The following is a 15,111-nucleotide window of genomic DNA, read 5'->3' as shown; positions in this document are numbered from 1 at the left end:
CCTGGCTAGTTACCGAAATAGGCGTGCGTCAGCTGCTCCGGCTGCAAGCCTTGCGCCGGGCCGGTCAGCGACACCCGCCCCTTCAACAGGCAATAGATCCGCTCCGAGGTCGCGAGCGCGCGCTTGACGTCCTGCTCGACCAGCACGACCGCGGTACCCTCGCGGCGGATGTCGGCGAAGGAGCGGTAGATCTGCTCGACCACGACGGGGGCGAGCCCGAGCGAGATCTCGTCGCACAAGAGGAGCCGCGGGTTCGACATCAGCGCGCGGCCGATCGCCGCCATCTGCTGCTGGCCGCCGGAGAGCTGGCCGGGAAACATCCGCCGCCGCTCCTCGAGGATCGGGAACAGGTCGAACACCCGCCGCAAGGTCCAGCTGCCTTTGCGCCGGTTGACGCTGCCCATCAACAGGTTCTCCTCGATCGTCAGCGAATCGAACAGCAGGCGGCCCTCGGGCACCATGATGAGGCCGAGCCGCGACACCTCTTCGGCCGGCATCTGCGAGATATCGACGCCGTCGAACTGCACCGCGCCGCGACGCTCCTCGTTGAGACCGACCAGCGCCTTCAGGAACGTCGACTTGCCGGCGCCATTGGCGCCGACCAGTGCCACCGCCTCGCCGTCCGCGACGGTGAAGTTCATATCGAACACGGCCTGCAGATCGCCGTAGAAGATCTGCAGGCCGTTCACATCAAGCAACGCCATCGGCCTTCAATCCCATGTAGATCTCGCGCACCACGGCGCTGTCCATGACCTCGGCCGGCGGCCCGTCCAGCACCTTGCGGCCGAAGTCGAGCACCAGGATGCGATCCGACACCGCGCGCAGCGCGTGCGGAATGTGCTCGATCCAGATCATGGCATGATCGGCCTTCACCGACTGGATGATGGCAACGAGGCGCTCGACCTCGGGCTCGGTCAGCCCGGCGGCGATCTCGTCGAGCAGGATCAGCTTCGGCTTCGAGGCCAGCGCCTTGGCGAATTCCAGCCGCTTGCGGTCGATCAGCGGCAAGGCGCCGGCGAGCCTGTCCGCCTTGGCGTCGAGCCCGGTGCGCTGCAACACCTCCATGGTCCAGCTCGACGCCGCCTCGCCGGTGAGGCCGGCGCCGTAGGATGCCGCGACCAGCGCGTTCTCGTAGACCGACAGATGCGGGAACGGCTGCGGGATCTGGAACGCCCGCCCGAGCCCCATCCGCGCCCGGCGATGCGGCGGCAGGCCTGATATCTCCCTGTCGTCGAGCATGATCGAGCCGCCGTCGGCCGTGAGCAGTCCGACGATCAGGTTGAGCAGCGAGCTCTTGCCGGCGCCGTTCGGGCCGATCACGCCGAGGCATTCGCCGCGCGCCAGCGCGAAGCTGACATTGTCGGCGACCACGATCTCGCCGAAGCGCTTGGACAGACCGCTGACGCGCAGAAGCGGTGCCATCTCAAGCCAGCTTGGAGAGCAGCTGGAGATCGGCCTGCTTCGGGATGAACGGCGCCGTTCCGTTGTGCACGATCAGGAGCTCGTATTTCGACTTGCCGCCCTTGGCCTTGCGCCATTGCCCGCCCGACAGCGAGGTCACCGCGACGTTCTTGATCGGACTGTCCTTGAACTTGACCCGGCCGACCACGGTCTCCATGTCGAGGCCGGCGATCGCATCGCGCAATGAGTTCTTGTCCTTGGGATCGCTGTTCTGCAACGCCGCGAGCCCGACCTCCCACAGCGCATGGGCGTAGCCGATCGGTTGGGTCCACTGCTTGCCGGTGGTCTTCTCCCACTCCGCGGCGAGCTCGGCAGCGCTCTGCCCGGTCAGCGAGGACTTGAACGGATAGGCCGGCGTCCACCACACCTCGGTCGACATGCCGTCGCCGCGATCGCCGAGCGCATTCACCGCGGCCGGGAACAGGAAGGCCGCCGCCACCGTGCAGATCTGCGGCTTGAAACCGGCCTGCGCCGCCTGATTCCACAGCGTCACCCAGTGATTGCTGAAGGTGAAGCCGGAGACGATGTCGACGCCGTTGTTCTTGAACAGCGCGATCTGGTTGGTGAAGTCGTCGGTCGCGATCTGGAATTTGCCGGCCGAGAACTCCTGATAGCCCGCTCCCGAGATGCCCGCCGGCAGGCCGAGCTTCGGATCGGAGAACGCCTGGCCCGGCGGGTTGTCGATGTAGAGCGTGCCGACCTTCTTGTTGGTCTCGACCGACTGCCACATGCCCAAGAAATTTTTCGCAACGTCGTCGGCACCCCAGAAGAAATGGTAGCTGTAGGGAAAACCCTTGTCCGGCGTCGACTTGCGCGGAAACATCCAGCCTTGCCACGGCACCATGGTCGAGATGGTAGGAATCCCGCGGGCGTCGGCGAGCTCCTGCACCGGCGGCTGGGCGTCGCCGTCCTCGATCAGGATCAGGTCGCACTTTTCACGCAGCACCAGTTCGCTCGCGATCACCGACGAGCGGTTCGGATCGGATTGATTGTCCTTGAACACCAGCTCGACCTGATAGGTCTTGCCGCCGATCTTCAGGCCGTCCTTCAGCCGCGCCTTGATGCGCTCATGGATCCAGGGATCGGGCTCGGCGAACTGCGCGCGGACGCCGGAGAGGCAGCCGACCCAGCCGATCTTGATGGTGTTGCCGGCGGCCCGCGCGAGATTGACCAGCGGCACGTTCATCGCCGATGCGAGACCGGTGGCACCGGCCGCTTTCAGCAGCGTACGCCGGTCGAGCCGGCCTGACGCCGTATTGTTCTTCGTCTCAGTCATGTCCCTCTCCCTCCACAACCAATGATGAAAATGCCTGACCGCGGCTCACGCCGCCGATCGCTGGATCGCCGCACGGCTCACCGCGGCGAATTTGCACAAGGTGTTTTCGATGATCTGGCGCGGGATGCCGCGCACGATGAAGACGAGCCGCGAGCGCCGGTCCGCCGACGGCCAGCCCTGCAGCGCGATCGGCGGATGGAACACGTGCTGCACGCCGTGCACCACCATGGGCGCATCGGGCTGCTCGGCGACATGCACGATCGCCTTGAAGCGCAGCAGGTCCTCGCCTCTAAGCGCCGCGACATAATCGAGCCAGCGCGCGAACGCCTCCCGCTGGATCGGCTCGTCGATGATCAGGCTGTAGGACGATACGCCGGTGTCGTGCGCGTGGTGACTGTGGTGGCTGCACGCCTCGCCGTCGCAATGGTGATCCCCGTGATGGTGCGGCGTGTTCGCCGCCTGCGCTGCCAGATCGAACCAGCGCACGACATCGGCGGAGCGCGCCGCCGGATCGAACAGCCCGGCATCGAGGACCTTCGCCGGATCGACGATTCCGTTCCGCACTTTCGTGCGCGTCGCGACCGGATTGATCGCCGCAAGCTGCGCATCAAGCCGCGCCAGTGCGTCCTCGGCGGCCAGGTCGGTCTTGGTCACGAGCAGCCGGTCGGCGACTGCGATCTGCCTGACGGCCTCGCCATGGGCCGCAAGGGTGCGCGCACCATTAACCGCATCGACGGTCGCGACCACGCCGTCGATCCGGTAGCGACTGAGGACATCGGGCGCCGTCATCAGCGTGTGCAGCACGGGCACGGGATCGGCGAGCCCGGTGGTCTCGACCAGCACCCGGTGGAATGGCGGGATCGTTCCTGCCGCACATCGCGAAGCAAGATCGGCCAACGTCTCGATCAGGTCCTCGCGCACCGAGCAGCAGATGCAGCCATTGTCGAGCAGCGCCAGGCGGTCTTCGCTGCTCTCGACCAAAAGGTGATCCAGCGCCACCTCGCCGAACTCGTTGATGATGGCGACGACGCCATTGAGCTCGGGCTGGCGCAACAAATGGTTCAGCACCGTGGTCTTGCCGCTGCCGAGGAAACCGGTCAGCACCGTGACCGGGATCTGATCCACGGTTGCCATCATGCGCCCCGCTCGTAGACCTTGCGGCCCTCGAAGAAGGTCATCTCGACCCGCGTATCGGCCAGTTGATCCGGCGGGATGTCGAAGATCATCTGGTCGAGCACGATCAAATCGGCGGATTTGCCGACCTCGATCGAGCCGATCGACTGGCCGAGCCCGGCCGAGCGCGCGGCGTCGATGGTGTAGATGTCGATCACGGTTTTGAGGTCGAGCGCCTGCTCCGCCCACAGCGACTTGCCAGGAAAATCTCCGGTCGGATTCTGCCGCGTCACCATGCCCTCGATGCCCTGCCAGGGATCGGGGATCGGGATCACCGGCCAGTCCGAGCCGCCGGCCATCAGTGCACCGGCTTCCTTCAAATCCTTGTTCGGCCAGAAGCGCTGCGCGCGCTCCTCGCCCATCGCGGCCTTGTGCGCTTCGAGGAAGACGGTCGGATACCAGATGATCGGCGACAGGTCGGCGGCGACGCCGAGCTCGGCGAAGCGCTTGACGTCGTCGGGCGCGATATAGCTCGCATGCGCGATCTGATGGATCAGATGGGTCGGGCCGTTGAAGCTGCGCACGACGTCGATGGCGTCGAGCGCCTGCGTCACCGCGGCGTCCCCCGCGCAATGGATCTTCGCGGCAAGGCCGAGCTTCTCGCAGCGCCCGAGCCAACGGATCAGGTCTGGTACGGTCAGCATGGTCGCGCCGCGGAAGCAGCAGCCGCGCACCGGGTCGGCCACATACGGCTCGTGGAAGGCCGCGGTCTTGGCGCCCGGCACGCCGTCGAGGAACACCTTCACATAATCGGGCTTCACATGCGCGCCGCGGTAATCCTCGCGCAGCGCGAACAGCTCCTCGCCGGCCTTGCCGAACATGAAACCCGGCTCGACCACCGGCATCGCGCACACCGCCCAGGCGGTGAGCTCGCCGCGATCGTCGAGCCCCTTCAACGCCGCCATGATCGGCTGCATGCTGGCGGCGTCGATGAAGGCGGTGACGCCATAGGCGTTCAGCACCGAGATCGAGCGCGCCACCGCCGCGCGGTCCATCTCGGCCGTGTAGTGACCGGAGGCCGCGAGCGCCCGCTCGACCAGGCCGGAGGCGGCCTCGATCATGATCCCGGTCAGCGTTCCGGTCTTGAGGTCGCGGCCGATCTCGCCGTCGGTCGGATCAGCCGTGTCGGCCGCAACGCCGGCGAGCCGGAGCGCCGCCGAGCTCGCCCAGCGGTTATGATAGGTGTCGTCGCGCAGCACCACGGGATGGCCGAGGCAGGCCGCGTCGAGCAGCGCGCAGGACTCCGCGGTGTTCATCTCGTTCAAGAGATTGTTGCCGAACTGCCCGCCGACGATCCAGGCGCCGGGCGCCGCCGCCGATGCGGCCTTGTGCAGGGTCTCGGCGATCCTTGGAATGCTGTCGGCGTTGGAGAAGCGCAGCTCGTAGAGATCGGCCTGTCCGCCCATCATGATGTGATTGTGAATGTCGACGATCCCCGGCATCGCCATCCGTCCACCGAGATCGACGGTCGCCGTCCCCTCGCCGATGAGCGCCGCGACGTCGCGTTCCTTGCCCACCGCGATGAACCGGCCGGCCTTGACGGCTGCGCAGCTTGCCCAAGGTTGCCCGCGGTTCGACGTGTAGATCCGGCCGTTGCGGAAGACCGTGTCGGCGAATGTCCTGTTCATACGGATCAAACTTCTCGATTGGGAAAGCCTGGAGCGATCAGCCTCTCACCGTGCGGTGCACAAGGCCGAACCGCGCACGACGCCGGCATGATGGCCAAACGTTCGGCATGTCGGCATTTGGAACAATCCACCGTCCGGTGGATGCTCCGCCGCGTCCCCGCAATGCGGGCGGCGCGGCGCCTAGAGCGCGGTGACTTCATTTCAAATCGTGCGGCAGGCCCCGCTTCACCTCGCCCGGAGAGGTCGGAACGCATCGTAGATGCGTTCCGGGTGAGGGGGAGCCTCCGCTAACGCACTATCGCCGGATACGCGGAGACAGCCCCTCACCCCAACCCTCTCCCCGTAAGAACGGGGCGAGGTAGCGCAGTTCCGTTGCGGCCGTTAGTCGATATAGCCTCATCGCCCCTCAAAACCCCAGCGCGAGGCCGTCCTTGCGGTGATCGGAGGCACCGAACAGAACGCCCCTCGCATGGTCGATGCGGATCGCCTGGCAGCCGCCGATCGGCTCCTCCGAGAACCGCGCATCGTGGCCGCGGGCGCGAAGGTCGTCGCGTATCCCGGGAGAAATGGTCGTCTCCAGCGACAGCGCGCCGTCGAAGGCAAAGGAGCGCGGCGCCTCGGCCGCGGCCTGGATGTTCATCTTCATGTCGAAGATGTTCGACAGCAGATTGGCGTGGCCCGCGGCCTGGTAGTGCCCGCCCATCACGCCGAACGACATCACGGTCTTGCCGTCCTTGCGCAGCAGGCCCGGAATGATCGTATGCATCGGCCGCTTGCGCGGCGCGAGCGAATTGGGATGTCCGGGCCTGGCGCGAAAGCTCCAGCCGCGGTTGTGCAGCAGGATGCCCGATTTCGGCGCGTAGATGCCGCTGCCGAACGGATAGAACAGCGAGTTGATCAGCGAGACGGCGTTGAGATCGCGGTCGACCACCGTGACATAGACGGTGTCGCGATGCTCGATATCGTCCCAGGTCGCGGGCGCGGATGCGCGGCGCATGTCGATTTTTCCACGGATTCTCCCGATATAGTCGTCGGCAAGGAATGCGGCCGGATCGACCTTGCTGGTGGCGGGATCGCAAAAGAAGGCGTCGCGCGCGCGGTAGGCCGCTTTGGTGGCTTCGGCCAGCAGATGGATGCGATCGGCCTCTCCGAGCTTGCCGACATCGAAGCCTGCAAGCGTCCGCAGGATCATCAGCGCGGCCAGGCCCTGCCCGTTCGGCGGACACTCGACCACGTCATGGTCGAGGTAGCGCGCCGAGATCGGCCGCACATAGTCGGAGGTCTGGGCGGCGAAATCATCGGTGCTATGGGCGCCGCCCAGGGCACGCAAGATGGCCACCATCTCGTCGGCAGCCTCGCCCGCGTAGAACGCGTCGCGCCCGTGCTGCGCGATCCGGCGAAGGGTGCGGCCGAGCGCGGGTTGCGTACGGATGTCGCCGACCTCAGGCGCCTTGCCGCCGGGCAGGAACTGCGCCGCCGCATTGCCGTCGATCTCGATCCGGGCCCGGAAGCGGCGCCAGTCCTCCGCGACGCGCGGCGTCACGCAAAAGCCCCGCTCGGCAGCCGCGATCGCCGGCCGGAAGATCTCCTCCAGCGACCTGCTGCCATGATCGGCGACCAGCCGGCACCACGCATCGATCGCGCCGGGCACGGTGACGGCCTCGGGCGCGGTCGGCGGAATGTCGCGCGCGTCGCTTGCGGCAAATTTCTCGGCATCGGTTGCGGTCGGCGTGCGGCCCGAGCCGTTCAGCGCGATCGGCTCGCCGGCGTCAGGCGAATACAGCGCGAAGCAGTCGCCGCCGATCCCGGTCATCTGTGGCTCGACGACGCCCTGCACCGCGACCGCCGCCACCGCGGCATCGACGGCGTTGCCGCCGGCCTTCAGCATCTCGACCGCGGCCAGCGTCGCCTGCGGGTGCGAGGTCGCGGCCATGCCGCGCTCCGCAACCGCCACCGAACGGCCGATGGCCATGAAATCGCGCATGTCGTTTCCTTCAATGTTGTGAGCGGCCGCCGCTCGCCAACATTGTCGAAAACGACACCGGTCCTCGCGGAGGACTCTCGTTTGGCCACCGGGCAGGCAGCAATCCACCTAACGGTGGATCGGTGAACACGGACGAGGGTTGTCCCGCCAGACGCGTCTCGGACGCGGCGGATTGATCCGGCGGGCAACCCGGCAACACCTGTCAAACCTGCACGTAAGGAATTCTTTCGGCCTATCTGAATAGTTGCGTGCTCGGCGGCAATTCTGTGGTGGGTAACTGGTTGCCAAGCCCGGAGCGCGATGGCACGCTGCCATGATCAATTTAGCTCATGTCGATTGCCAATGCCGATGTCATCTCTCAGAGAGTTTCATGGCGCCAGGCGAAGTCGGTTCGGTTGCGGGGCTGGTTGGTTACGCATTGCCTCGTCTCTGGTTTCACTGTCATGCTGCGCCGTCGTTCACGACGTGCGTGCGGCGTCGCCCAATGAGGAGTCGAGCCGGCAGGTGACGGCATCCGAACCGTCGGCTCAATCCGATGCCAACGGGAGTGTCTTGCCGGATGCGGACCGAGCGTCGCCCGAGGCTTTGCCGACGACGCCAAGCGAGAAGCAAGCTGAGCAGGCCTCTCAAACCGCCAACGTTACCGACCCGCTCAAGGCCACTCCGGACAATGTCGATACAGTCTTGGTCCTGGACGAATGCTTTGTTGCCGAGGCGTGCATCGACCGGTTCCTTGGCGCGCTCTACGCGCGAGCGCCGAAGACCGACTGGATCGTCGTGTACGAAAAAAAGGACGTGATCATCAAACGGAAGCGCAAACTGATCACCGTCACACGCAGCATCCCGAAGCGGGTCGAAAATGACTTCGGATGGAAGGACCCCAAAGCCGCGGACAAAGCCGGGATGCCCCTGATGGATTACGTGATCGGAGGGATGGATCGAGCCTTCAAGCAAAAGCTGTTCTATATGCTCCATGCAGCGGAGCAGGCCGGACTGGCACCCGGGATCACAAGCGGATTCCGCGATGATTACCGCCAATCGATTGCAAGCGGGCTGAAGGCCGCAAATGACAAGTCCTATCACGGTGGCAGCGCGCGTGGGGGCTATGGTCACGGGCTCGCCGCAGACGTCGTCAGCATGAATGGCGGGAGCAAGGAGGAGTGTGCAACCGAGACCAAGCGATTATGGAAATGGATCGACGAGCACGAAAAGCAGTTCGGAGTTGGACGTCCATACTTGAATGGAGACCCAGCGCATCTCGCACCGGTCGATGGTCGGGAGTATGCTGCTCATCGTACGGTATCAAGGCACACAAAGCTGGCCGGCAAGCGTCATACCCGAATTGCAGCATCGTCCAGACATGGCGTGACGCCGCGCGCAAAGTCAAAAGCAGCGTCGAAGGCCGCGACGACGAAAGTCAGCTCGCGCCTCTGATTGGCCTACCCCTCCTGCGCTTCGTGCGCTCCGGCGCCCCAGCTCAGGGGGTGAGCTGGGGCTGACGGCGGCTTCGGAGGCCGTAGCGGCCAGCCTCCACCCATGACGTTATGCCTCTCTTCGGACTCTCATCTACCAGGAACCGCGATTGCTGCGCCGCGCTACTACTTCTGCGCTGTGGAGCATGCTTGCCGCTGAATCTGTCACTCGGGGCTAGTCCAGAATGGCAATTGCCGCGTGCGCTTGTCGATCTATCATGTCCCCAGTCGTGCGGATTGGCCGACATTTTGCCCACACCCGACCATGCACCTCGCGCGATCAGGGATCGCCGCTTCGGCCCACGGAGCGACGGTCCCGCCCAATTCCGGATGTGTGACTCACAGACCGCGCCACACACTCAATGTCGTCCTGGCGAAAGCCAGGACCCATTGCCCCGGATCGCAATTGTTGCGCGACGCTGGGGCCACGATCCCGTTCATGATCAAATGCTGTGGTTATGGGTCCTGGCTTTCGCCAGGACGACGATCGTGTGTCGCATCCGCACTGTCATTGCCCGGCTCGCCGCCTCCGCTAAAGCTTCGGCGCGCCAAGGATGCATGGCCTCGTTGAAGCCTTGGCGAAGACGGGACCGGGCGATCCAGTACGCCGCGGCCTCTCGATTCAAGCACAGGCATCTCTGAAATACTGGATCACTCGCATGCGCGTGCGCGGGTGATGATACCGAAGATGGGAGCGCAATGACAGTGCGTTGTCTCGCACGAGAACGATCCTCATCGTCGTCCCTACGAAAGCACCTAGTGCATCTACACGTTTGTCGGGCCATTTGCGAGGATTTGGAAGCGGGCCATTCCGGTGTGGAAGGTGATTGGTCCAGGTTGACGGTGGGAGGCGTAGCCGGTCCATCCGCCGAGTTTTGCGATGATCCATGCCGCCCAAGCAAGAGTGTTGGGGCGATGGTGGTTTTTCTGAAGCTCGGTGCGACCTTTCATGGTTTTGTTGATGGCCCTGAGCGTCTCGATCTCTTCTGCGGTGAAGACAAATTCAGCCGGCAATTCTTCGCCACTGTTGCGGGCCTGAACGAGTTGAATGACGATACATGCCGCTCTGGTGGCGACCGCCACGAGCTTGATCAGGCCTTCGGCGCTCTCGATCTGACTATCCTCGATGCGCAAACCCTGGCTCTTCAGCGAGCGAAAGAGTTGCTCAATGATCCAGCGCTGGCGGTACCAGGAGACGATCTGCCAGGCGTCTTTAACGGTGGCGACCGGATGAGTGGTCAGGAGCAGCCAGCGAATGGGCTCCGCACCTCTCGGCGGATGCAACTCGACCACTTCTACGAAGCTGAGTTTGATGCCCTCCGCCAAGTCGGTGACGCCGGGCCTCTGCGGCCGCTTGAGCACGACGGTTCCGAAGCGCATCGAGAGATGGGCCTGCCGGCCGCGCCGATCCATTCGCTGCGGCAGATCGATCACCGCGTTGTCGCAGAAGCGGCTCCGCTCGACCGCCTGATAAAGTGTGTCGCCATCGACCAGCGCATGGTCGTGCATGGCACGCGACAGAAGATGGACATTCTCAGCTGGCGTCAGCGCCCAGTGAGCAAAGAAATCCCCCTCACGGTCGTTGACGACGGTGATCATGCGGGCATCTGCCAGGACGTCGCGGCCTTGCTCGGCGGCCGTCACCCAGCGCGCCGACTCCTTGTCGGCCAAGGCGCGCCGCTCATGCGGGATTTTTACCTTGCCTTTGCGCGTCCAAACGTTGCCGCCAGTAAGGCCAAGACAGACCCCGCTGTCGGCATCCACCGCCATCATCGCATGCAACAGCACGCCGCGAGCATTGCCCTTGCCGACTTTGCCCAGCCCGCGCCGCCGTCCCGCCTGGGTCTGGAACTTGACCTCGCTCGTATCCTGGATCGCCAGCACATGACGCCCGCTGACCGCAGTCCGCGTCTGCGCGCTCCAGCCCTCAATCAATTTATCGATCGTGACTTGGGGGTTGTTCACAAACCGCCAGAACGCCATATTGGCAGCCCAATCGCCCCGGGCCATCTGGCGCAAGCAGACGCTGCGCGTGCAAAGCATAGCCCGCAGAAGCGTCGCCCCCTTTTGTCGAGACGAACGTCCCCGAACTCACCCAAAGACAAATCCGGCTGCATCGCTGGCGCTCCTTCGAATCAAAGCGCCAGTGAGAGAATCATACAACATGCTGCAGAGACGCCACTTCTTGCTGCACCGAGTCAATCTGTCGCGCCCCAAAACCGTGTAGACACGCTAGTACGAAAGCAGGGACCCATAACCACCGATGTTTATGTTTCACGGCGCTGGAGTGACGAATCCCGTTCACAACATCCGCCGCGGAGTATGGGTCCCTGCTTTCGCAGGGACGACGTACTGAAAGAGCCGCGGACCGTAGTCGACAGCCCGCGCCTCAATGCGGCCGCGACATCATCGCCACGACGGCGGAGCGGGTCTCGACGCCGAGCTTTTCGAAGATATGGATCAGATGCGTCTTCACCGTCGCGAGACCGATGTTCAGGCACTCGCCGATCTCGCGGTTGGTTCGGCCGCAGCACAACAGCTCAACGACTTCCATCTCGCGCGAGGTCAAGCCAAAGCGCGCCGGCTCGTCGGCATTCGACGACAGGCGGCTGGTCAGGTTGAACTCGAGATAGTCGTGGATTTTCTCCGCAATATGCATGCTGCCGTCGGGGATCGCGCAGCCCGGCGCCCACAGCACGCTCATTCCGGCGACGATGCGGTCGTTGCGGCGGAAGAAGAACTCGATCATGTCGGCGACGCCGCATTGGCCGGCGAAGGCGCGGTAGGTCGCCGCCTCCTGGGTCGCGCATTGGTCGAGCGCTGTGCTCAGCCGCGCAATCGGCCGGTTGCTCGCCGAGCGCGGATGCAACGGATCGAGCCGGTTCATGCCGGCAAGATACCGGTCGTGGAAACTCGGCGGCACGTTGCTGCTGAGCACGAAGCGGTTGAGGGTCAAATTGCCGTCGACCTCGTAGAACGCGGTCGCCGACCCCTCGAGAATGCCGCGCGCGAACTGAATGGCCTGCGTGGTTGCCGGATCCGGTCGGCCCAGAAGCGCGATCATGACCTACCTCCCGATGTTTCCCGATGGCGAACGTCTGCGCGTCGCGCGACCGTCACGCTGGGGCACGCGCGAGCCATAGTCAAGCAAATTGCGGGCCAAACGCACGAAGCGCACGTCCGGGGAAACGGTTACGCCGAAGTAACCCAACGGCCCCCTCCACCATCCGGTTGATTGCGAGCGACGCGAGCCATGCGGAACTTTCGTACATCATCCGATGTCATTGCTGGATCAAGAATGAATTCGCGTCGCATCATGGCCGCCTTCCCGTCGGCGGCCGACCAACAGGTCACGCTCGCCAACTGGCGTCAGCATCCCTTCAACGAGTGGGCATTCCGCAATGTCCGTGAATTGCTACCCACCGCGAACATCGCGCGCGCCGCGGCGCCGGCGCCGCTGTCCTTTGCGCCGCGCTATCTCGACGACGTCAGCTTCGCCAACCCGCGCGGCGAGACGGTCGGCGTCGGCGAGGCGCTGCGCGCCAGCCACACCGACGGCATCGTCGTGTCGCATCGCGGACAGGTCGCGTTCGAATGGTATGCCCATGGCCTCACGCCCGATGCCCCGCACCTGATCTTCTCCGTCAGCAAGTCGGTCGCCGGAACGCTCGGCGGCATCCTCGCCGATCACGGCAAGCTCGACCCCGACGCGCCGGTGACGCGCTACATCCCGGAGATGGAAGGCTCGGTCTATGGCGGCGGCTGCACGGTACGGCATCTGCTCGACATGAGCGTCGGCATCCGCTTCGACGAGGATTACATGGCGCGCGACGGCGACGTCATGAACTACCGGCGCTCGACCGGCTGGGAGCTGCCGGATCCGGCGATTCCGCCGAGCAATCTGCGCGACTATCTGTGCACGCTGCGGCCGAACGGCGCACCGCATGGAGAGACCTTCCACTACGTCTCGACCAACACCGATGTGCTCGGCTGGGTCTATGAGCGCGCCTGCGGCGTGTCCTACGCAAAAATCCTCTCGCACTATCTGTGGCAGCCGATGGGCGCCGAGCACGACGCCTACATCACCGTCGATTCACGCGGCGCAGGCCGCTTCGCCGGCGGCATCTGCGCGACACTGCGCGATCTCACCCGCTTCGGCGAGATGATGCGCAATCACGGCATCAGCAACGGACGACAGGTCGTCCCCGGCTGGTGGATCGACGACATCAGGCAGAACGGCAATGCCGAGGCCTGGTCGCGCGGCGACCTGACGAAAGTGTTTCCAAACGGCAATTACCGCAACAAGTGGTACACGCTCGATCGACGCGAAACGCCGTTTGCCGCGGTCGGCATCCATGGCCAGTGGATCTACATCGATCCGGCCAATGAGACCGTGATCGCACGCGTCTCATCCCAGCCGCTGCCGATGGATCTCGATCTCGATCACATGTGGATGCGCGGCTATCGCGCGATCGCGGCCAGGCTTGCCGGCAAGAGCTGACCGATTGCGACAGGGGGACACCATGGGACCATCGATCAACCGGCGCCGTCTGTTGCAGATCAGCGCGGGAGCAAGCCTCGGCATTGCGATGCCGCGCATCGCGCGAGCCAGTTCGAAGACGATCACGGCCGTCATGCACGCGCCGCTGCGCGCCACCGACCCGATCATGACGACGGCGTGGACCGCGCGCAACCACGGCTACATGATCTACGACACGCTGTTCTCGACCAATTCGAAATTCGAGATCAAGCCGCAGATGGTCGAGGCCTGGGAGGTCTCCGCCGACGGCCTGACCTACACCTTCCGCCTGCGGCCTGGCCTCAAATTCCATGACGGCAGCGCAGTGACATCGGCCGACGTGATCCCCTCGCTGCAGCGCTGGGCCAGGCGCGACACGATGGGCCAGAAACTGTTCGAATTCGTCGCCGAACTGAAGGCGATCGACGAGCGCACCTTTCGCATGGTGCTGAAGGAGCCGTGCGGCTTCGTTCTGGCGGCGCTCGGCAAGCCGACCGCCAACGTGCCCTTCATCGTGCCGGCGCGGATCGCCGCGACGCCCGCCGACCAGGCCATATCAGATCACCTCGGCTCCGGACCGTTCCGCTTCGTGACGGCGGAATTCCAGCCCGGCGTCAAGGCCGCCTATGAGAAGAACCCGGACTACGTTTCCCGCTACGAACCATCCGACGGCACCGGCGGCGGCAAGGTCGTCAAGATCGGCCGCTATGAATGGATCAGCGTGCCGGACTTCCAGATCGCGACCAACGCGCTGATGAACGACGAAATCGACTACTTCGAGGTGCCGCCGCACGACCATCATCCGATGCTCGCGCGCGCCTCCAATGTCGAGCTGACCGATTACAACACGCTCGGCTTCTCCGGCATGTGCCGGATGAACTGGCTGGTGCCGCCGTTCGACCGGCCGGAGATCCGCCAGGCCGTGCTGCACGCGGTGAACCAGAAGGACTGGCTCGACACCCAGATCGGCAATCCCGATTACTACAAGATCACGCCGGCGATCTTCGTCGCCGGCACGCCGTTCGAAAGCGCGGTCGGATGGTCGACCAAGGCGGACACCGCGAAAGCCAGGGAGCTGCTCAAGCAGGGCGGCTACAAGGGCGAGCCGATCACGATCCTGCACGCGACCGACGCCCCGATCATCACCGCGCTCGGCACGGTCACCGCCGAGGCGCTGCGTTCGATCGGCATGAACGTCAACCTGCTCGCGATGGATTGGGGTTCGGTGGTGGCGCGGCGCGCCAAGCAGTCGATGCCGGCCGAGGGCGGCTGGTCGCTCTACCATTCGACCTGGGCCAGCGCCGACCTCGTCAATCCGATCGGCAACGCCTGCGTCAACGGCAAGGGCAAGAACGGCGGCTTCTTCGGCTGGGTCGAGGATACCGAGCTCGAGCGGCTGCGCGACAGCTTTGCCCGCACCGCGGCGCCGCCGGACCAGAAGGCGCTGGCCGACAAGATCCAGGCACGCGCCTACGAGGTGGTCACCCACGTCCCGACCGGGCAGTACAATCAGCCGGCCGCGACGCGCAAGGCGCTGAAGGACATCGTCCGCGCGCCGGTGCCGCTGTTCTGGAACGTCGACAAGACCGGTTGAGGCC

11 protein-coding genes are annotated in these 15,111 nt (G+C 64.8%); 3 read left to right on the top strand and 8 right to left on the bottom strand.

All coding sequences use genetic code 11. The features are described from left to right. Positions 1-5 precede the first annotated feature (5 nt). The 6 genes from ACVIHF_RS09100 to ACVIHF_RS09075 form a co-directional block, all read right to left on the bottom strand. A complete protein-coding gene (locus ACVIHF_RS09100) occupies positions 6-704 on the bottom strand; it encodes an ABC transporter ATP-binding protein (RefSeq protein WP_456780991.1) in 699 nt (232 codons plus the stop codon). Further along, positions 691-1,422 (bottom strand): ABC transporter ATP-binding protein, encoded by a 732-nt coding sequence (locus ACVIHF_RS09095; protein WP_456780992.1) that lies wholly within the window; start codon positions 1,420-1,422, stop codon positions 691-693. The genes ACVIHF_RS09100 and ACVIHF_RS09095 overlap by 14 nt, the downstream gene beginning before the upstream one ends. A 1-nt stretch (position 1,423) precedes the next feature. After that, entirely contained in the window at positions 1,424-2,737 is a 1,314-nt protein-coding gene (locus tag ACVIHF_RS09090; RefSeq protein ID WP_456791921.1) for an ABC transporter substrate-binding protein, read from the bottom strand. Between the two features lie 45 nt (positions 2,738-2,782). After that, positions 2,783-3,874: a CobW family GTP-binding protein gene (locus tag ACVIHF_RS09085; RefSeq protein WP_456791920.1), complete on the bottom strand. Its 1,092-nt coding sequence runs from the start codon at positions 3,872-3,874 to the stop codon at positions 2,783-2,785. After that, positions 3,871-5,538 carry an amidohydrolase gene (locus ACVIHF_RS09080; protein WP_456791919.1) on the bottom strand — a complete coding sequence of 556 codons (1,668 nt, stop codon included), beginning with the start codon at positions 5,536-5,538 and terminating at the stop codon, positions 3,871-3,873. The genes ACVIHF_RS09085 and ACVIHF_RS09080 overlap by 4 nt, the downstream gene beginning before the upstream one ends. A gap of 406 nt (positions 5,539-5,944) precedes the next feature. After that, positions 5,945-7,522, bottom strand: a complete 1,578-nt coding sequence (locus ACVIHF_RS09075) for a gamma-glutamyltransferase family protein (RefSeq protein WP_456791918.1) — start codon at positions 7,520-7,522, stop codon at positions 5,945-5,947. 504 nt (positions 7,523-8,026) lie between these two features. On the opposite strand from ACVIHF_RS09075, the gene ACVIHF_RS09070 reads away from it, so the two are divergent. After that, on the top strand, positions 8,027-8,956 hold the full coding sequence (locus ACVIHF_RS09070; RefSeq protein WP_456791916.1) for a D-alanyl-D-alanine carboxypeptidase family protein: 930 nt from the start codon (positions 8,027-8,029) through the stop codon (positions 8,954-8,956). A gap of 803 nt (positions 8,957-9,759) precedes the next feature. Here ACVIHF_RS09070 and ACVIHF_RS09065 read toward each other — a convergent pair. Together ACVIHF_RS09065 and ACVIHF_RS09060 are read right to left on the bottom strand one after the other, a co-directional pair. After that, positions 9,760-11,004 carry an IS4 family transposase gene (locus ACVIHF_RS09065; protein WP_456781775.1) on the bottom strand — a complete coding sequence of 415 codons (1,245 nt, stop codon included), beginning with the start codon at positions 11,002-11,004 and terminating at the stop codon, positions 9,760-9,762. Positions 11,005-11,383: 379 nt separating this feature from the next. Then, on the bottom strand, positions 11,384-12,058 hold the full coding sequence (locus tag ACVIHF_RS09060) for a response regulator transcription factor (RefSeq protein WP_456791915.1): 675 nt from the start codon (positions 12,056-12,058) through the stop codon (positions 11,384-11,386). A 234-nt stretch (positions 12,059-12,292) separates the two neighbouring features. Here ACVIHF_RS09060 and ACVIHF_RS09055 point away from each other — a divergent pair, with 234 nt between their 5' ends. Both ACVIHF_RS09055 and ACVIHF_RS09050 read left to right on the top strand, forming a co-directional pair. Continuing rightward, a complete protein-coding gene (locus ACVIHF_RS09055; RefSeq protein ID WP_456791914.1) occupies positions 12,293-13,495 on the top strand; it encodes a serine hydrolase domain-containing protein in 1,203 nt (400 codons plus the stop codon). Between the two features lie 22 nt (positions 13,496-13,517). Further along, positions 13,518-15,107 (top strand): ABC transporter substrate-binding protein, encoded by a 1,590-nt coding sequence (locus ACVIHF_RS09050; protein WP_456791913.1) that lies wholly within the window; start codon positions 13,518-13,520, stop codon positions 15,105-15,107. The last annotated feature ends 4 nt before the right edge of the window (positions 15,108-15,111 follow it).

This window comes from Bradyrhizobium sp. USDA 4506, assembly GCF_054058795.1.
The sequence above is the reverse complement of the archived record's forward strand: the minus strand, read 5'-3'. Positions and strand labels throughout refer to the sequence as shown.

Excerpts from the sequence above, each read along its gene's own strand:
- ACVIHF_RS09080 (WP_456791919.1), bottom strand. The coding sequence starts at position 5,538 with ATGAACAGGACATTCGCCGACACGGTCTTCCGCAACGGCCGGATCTAC.
- ACVIHF_RS09095 (WP_456780992.1), bottom strand. The coding sequence starts at position 1,422 with ATGGCACCGCTTCTGCGCGTCAGCGGTCTGTCCAAGCGCTTCGGCGAG.
- ACVIHF_RS09055 (WP_456791914.1), top strand. The coding sequence starts at position 12,293 with ATGAATTCGCGTCGCATCATGGCCGCCTTCCCGTCGGCGGCCGACCAA.
- ACVIHF_RS09075 (WP_456791918.1), bottom strand. The coding sequence starts at position 7,522 with ATGCGCGATTTCATGGCCATCGGCCGTTCGGTGGCGGTTGCGGAGCGC.
- ACVIHF_RS09100 (WP_456780991.1), bottom strand. The coding sequence starts at position 704 with ATGGCGTTGCTTGATGTGAACGGCCTGCAGATCTTCTACGGCGATCTG.
- ACVIHF_RS09050 (WP_456791913.1), top strand. The coding sequence starts at position 13,518 with ATGGGACCATCGATCAACCGGCGCCGTCTGTTGCAGATCAGCGCGGGA.
- ACVIHF_RS09065 (WP_456781775.1), bottom strand. The coding sequence starts at position 11,004 with ATGGCCCGGGGCGATTGGGCTGCCAATATGGCGTTCTGGCGGTTTGTG.
- ACVIHF_RS09060 (WP_456791915.1), bottom strand. The coding sequence starts at position 12,058 with ATGATCGCGCTTCTGGGCCGACCGGATCCGGCAACCACGCAGGCCATT.
- ACVIHF_RS09085 (WP_456791920.1), bottom strand. The coding sequence starts at position 3,874 with ATGATGGCAACCGTGGATCAGATCCCGGTCACGGTGCTGACCGGTTTC.
- ACVIHF_RS09090 (WP_456791921.1), bottom strand. The coding sequence starts at position 2,737 with ATGACTGAGACGAAGAACAATACGGCGTCAGGCCGGCTCGACCGGCGT.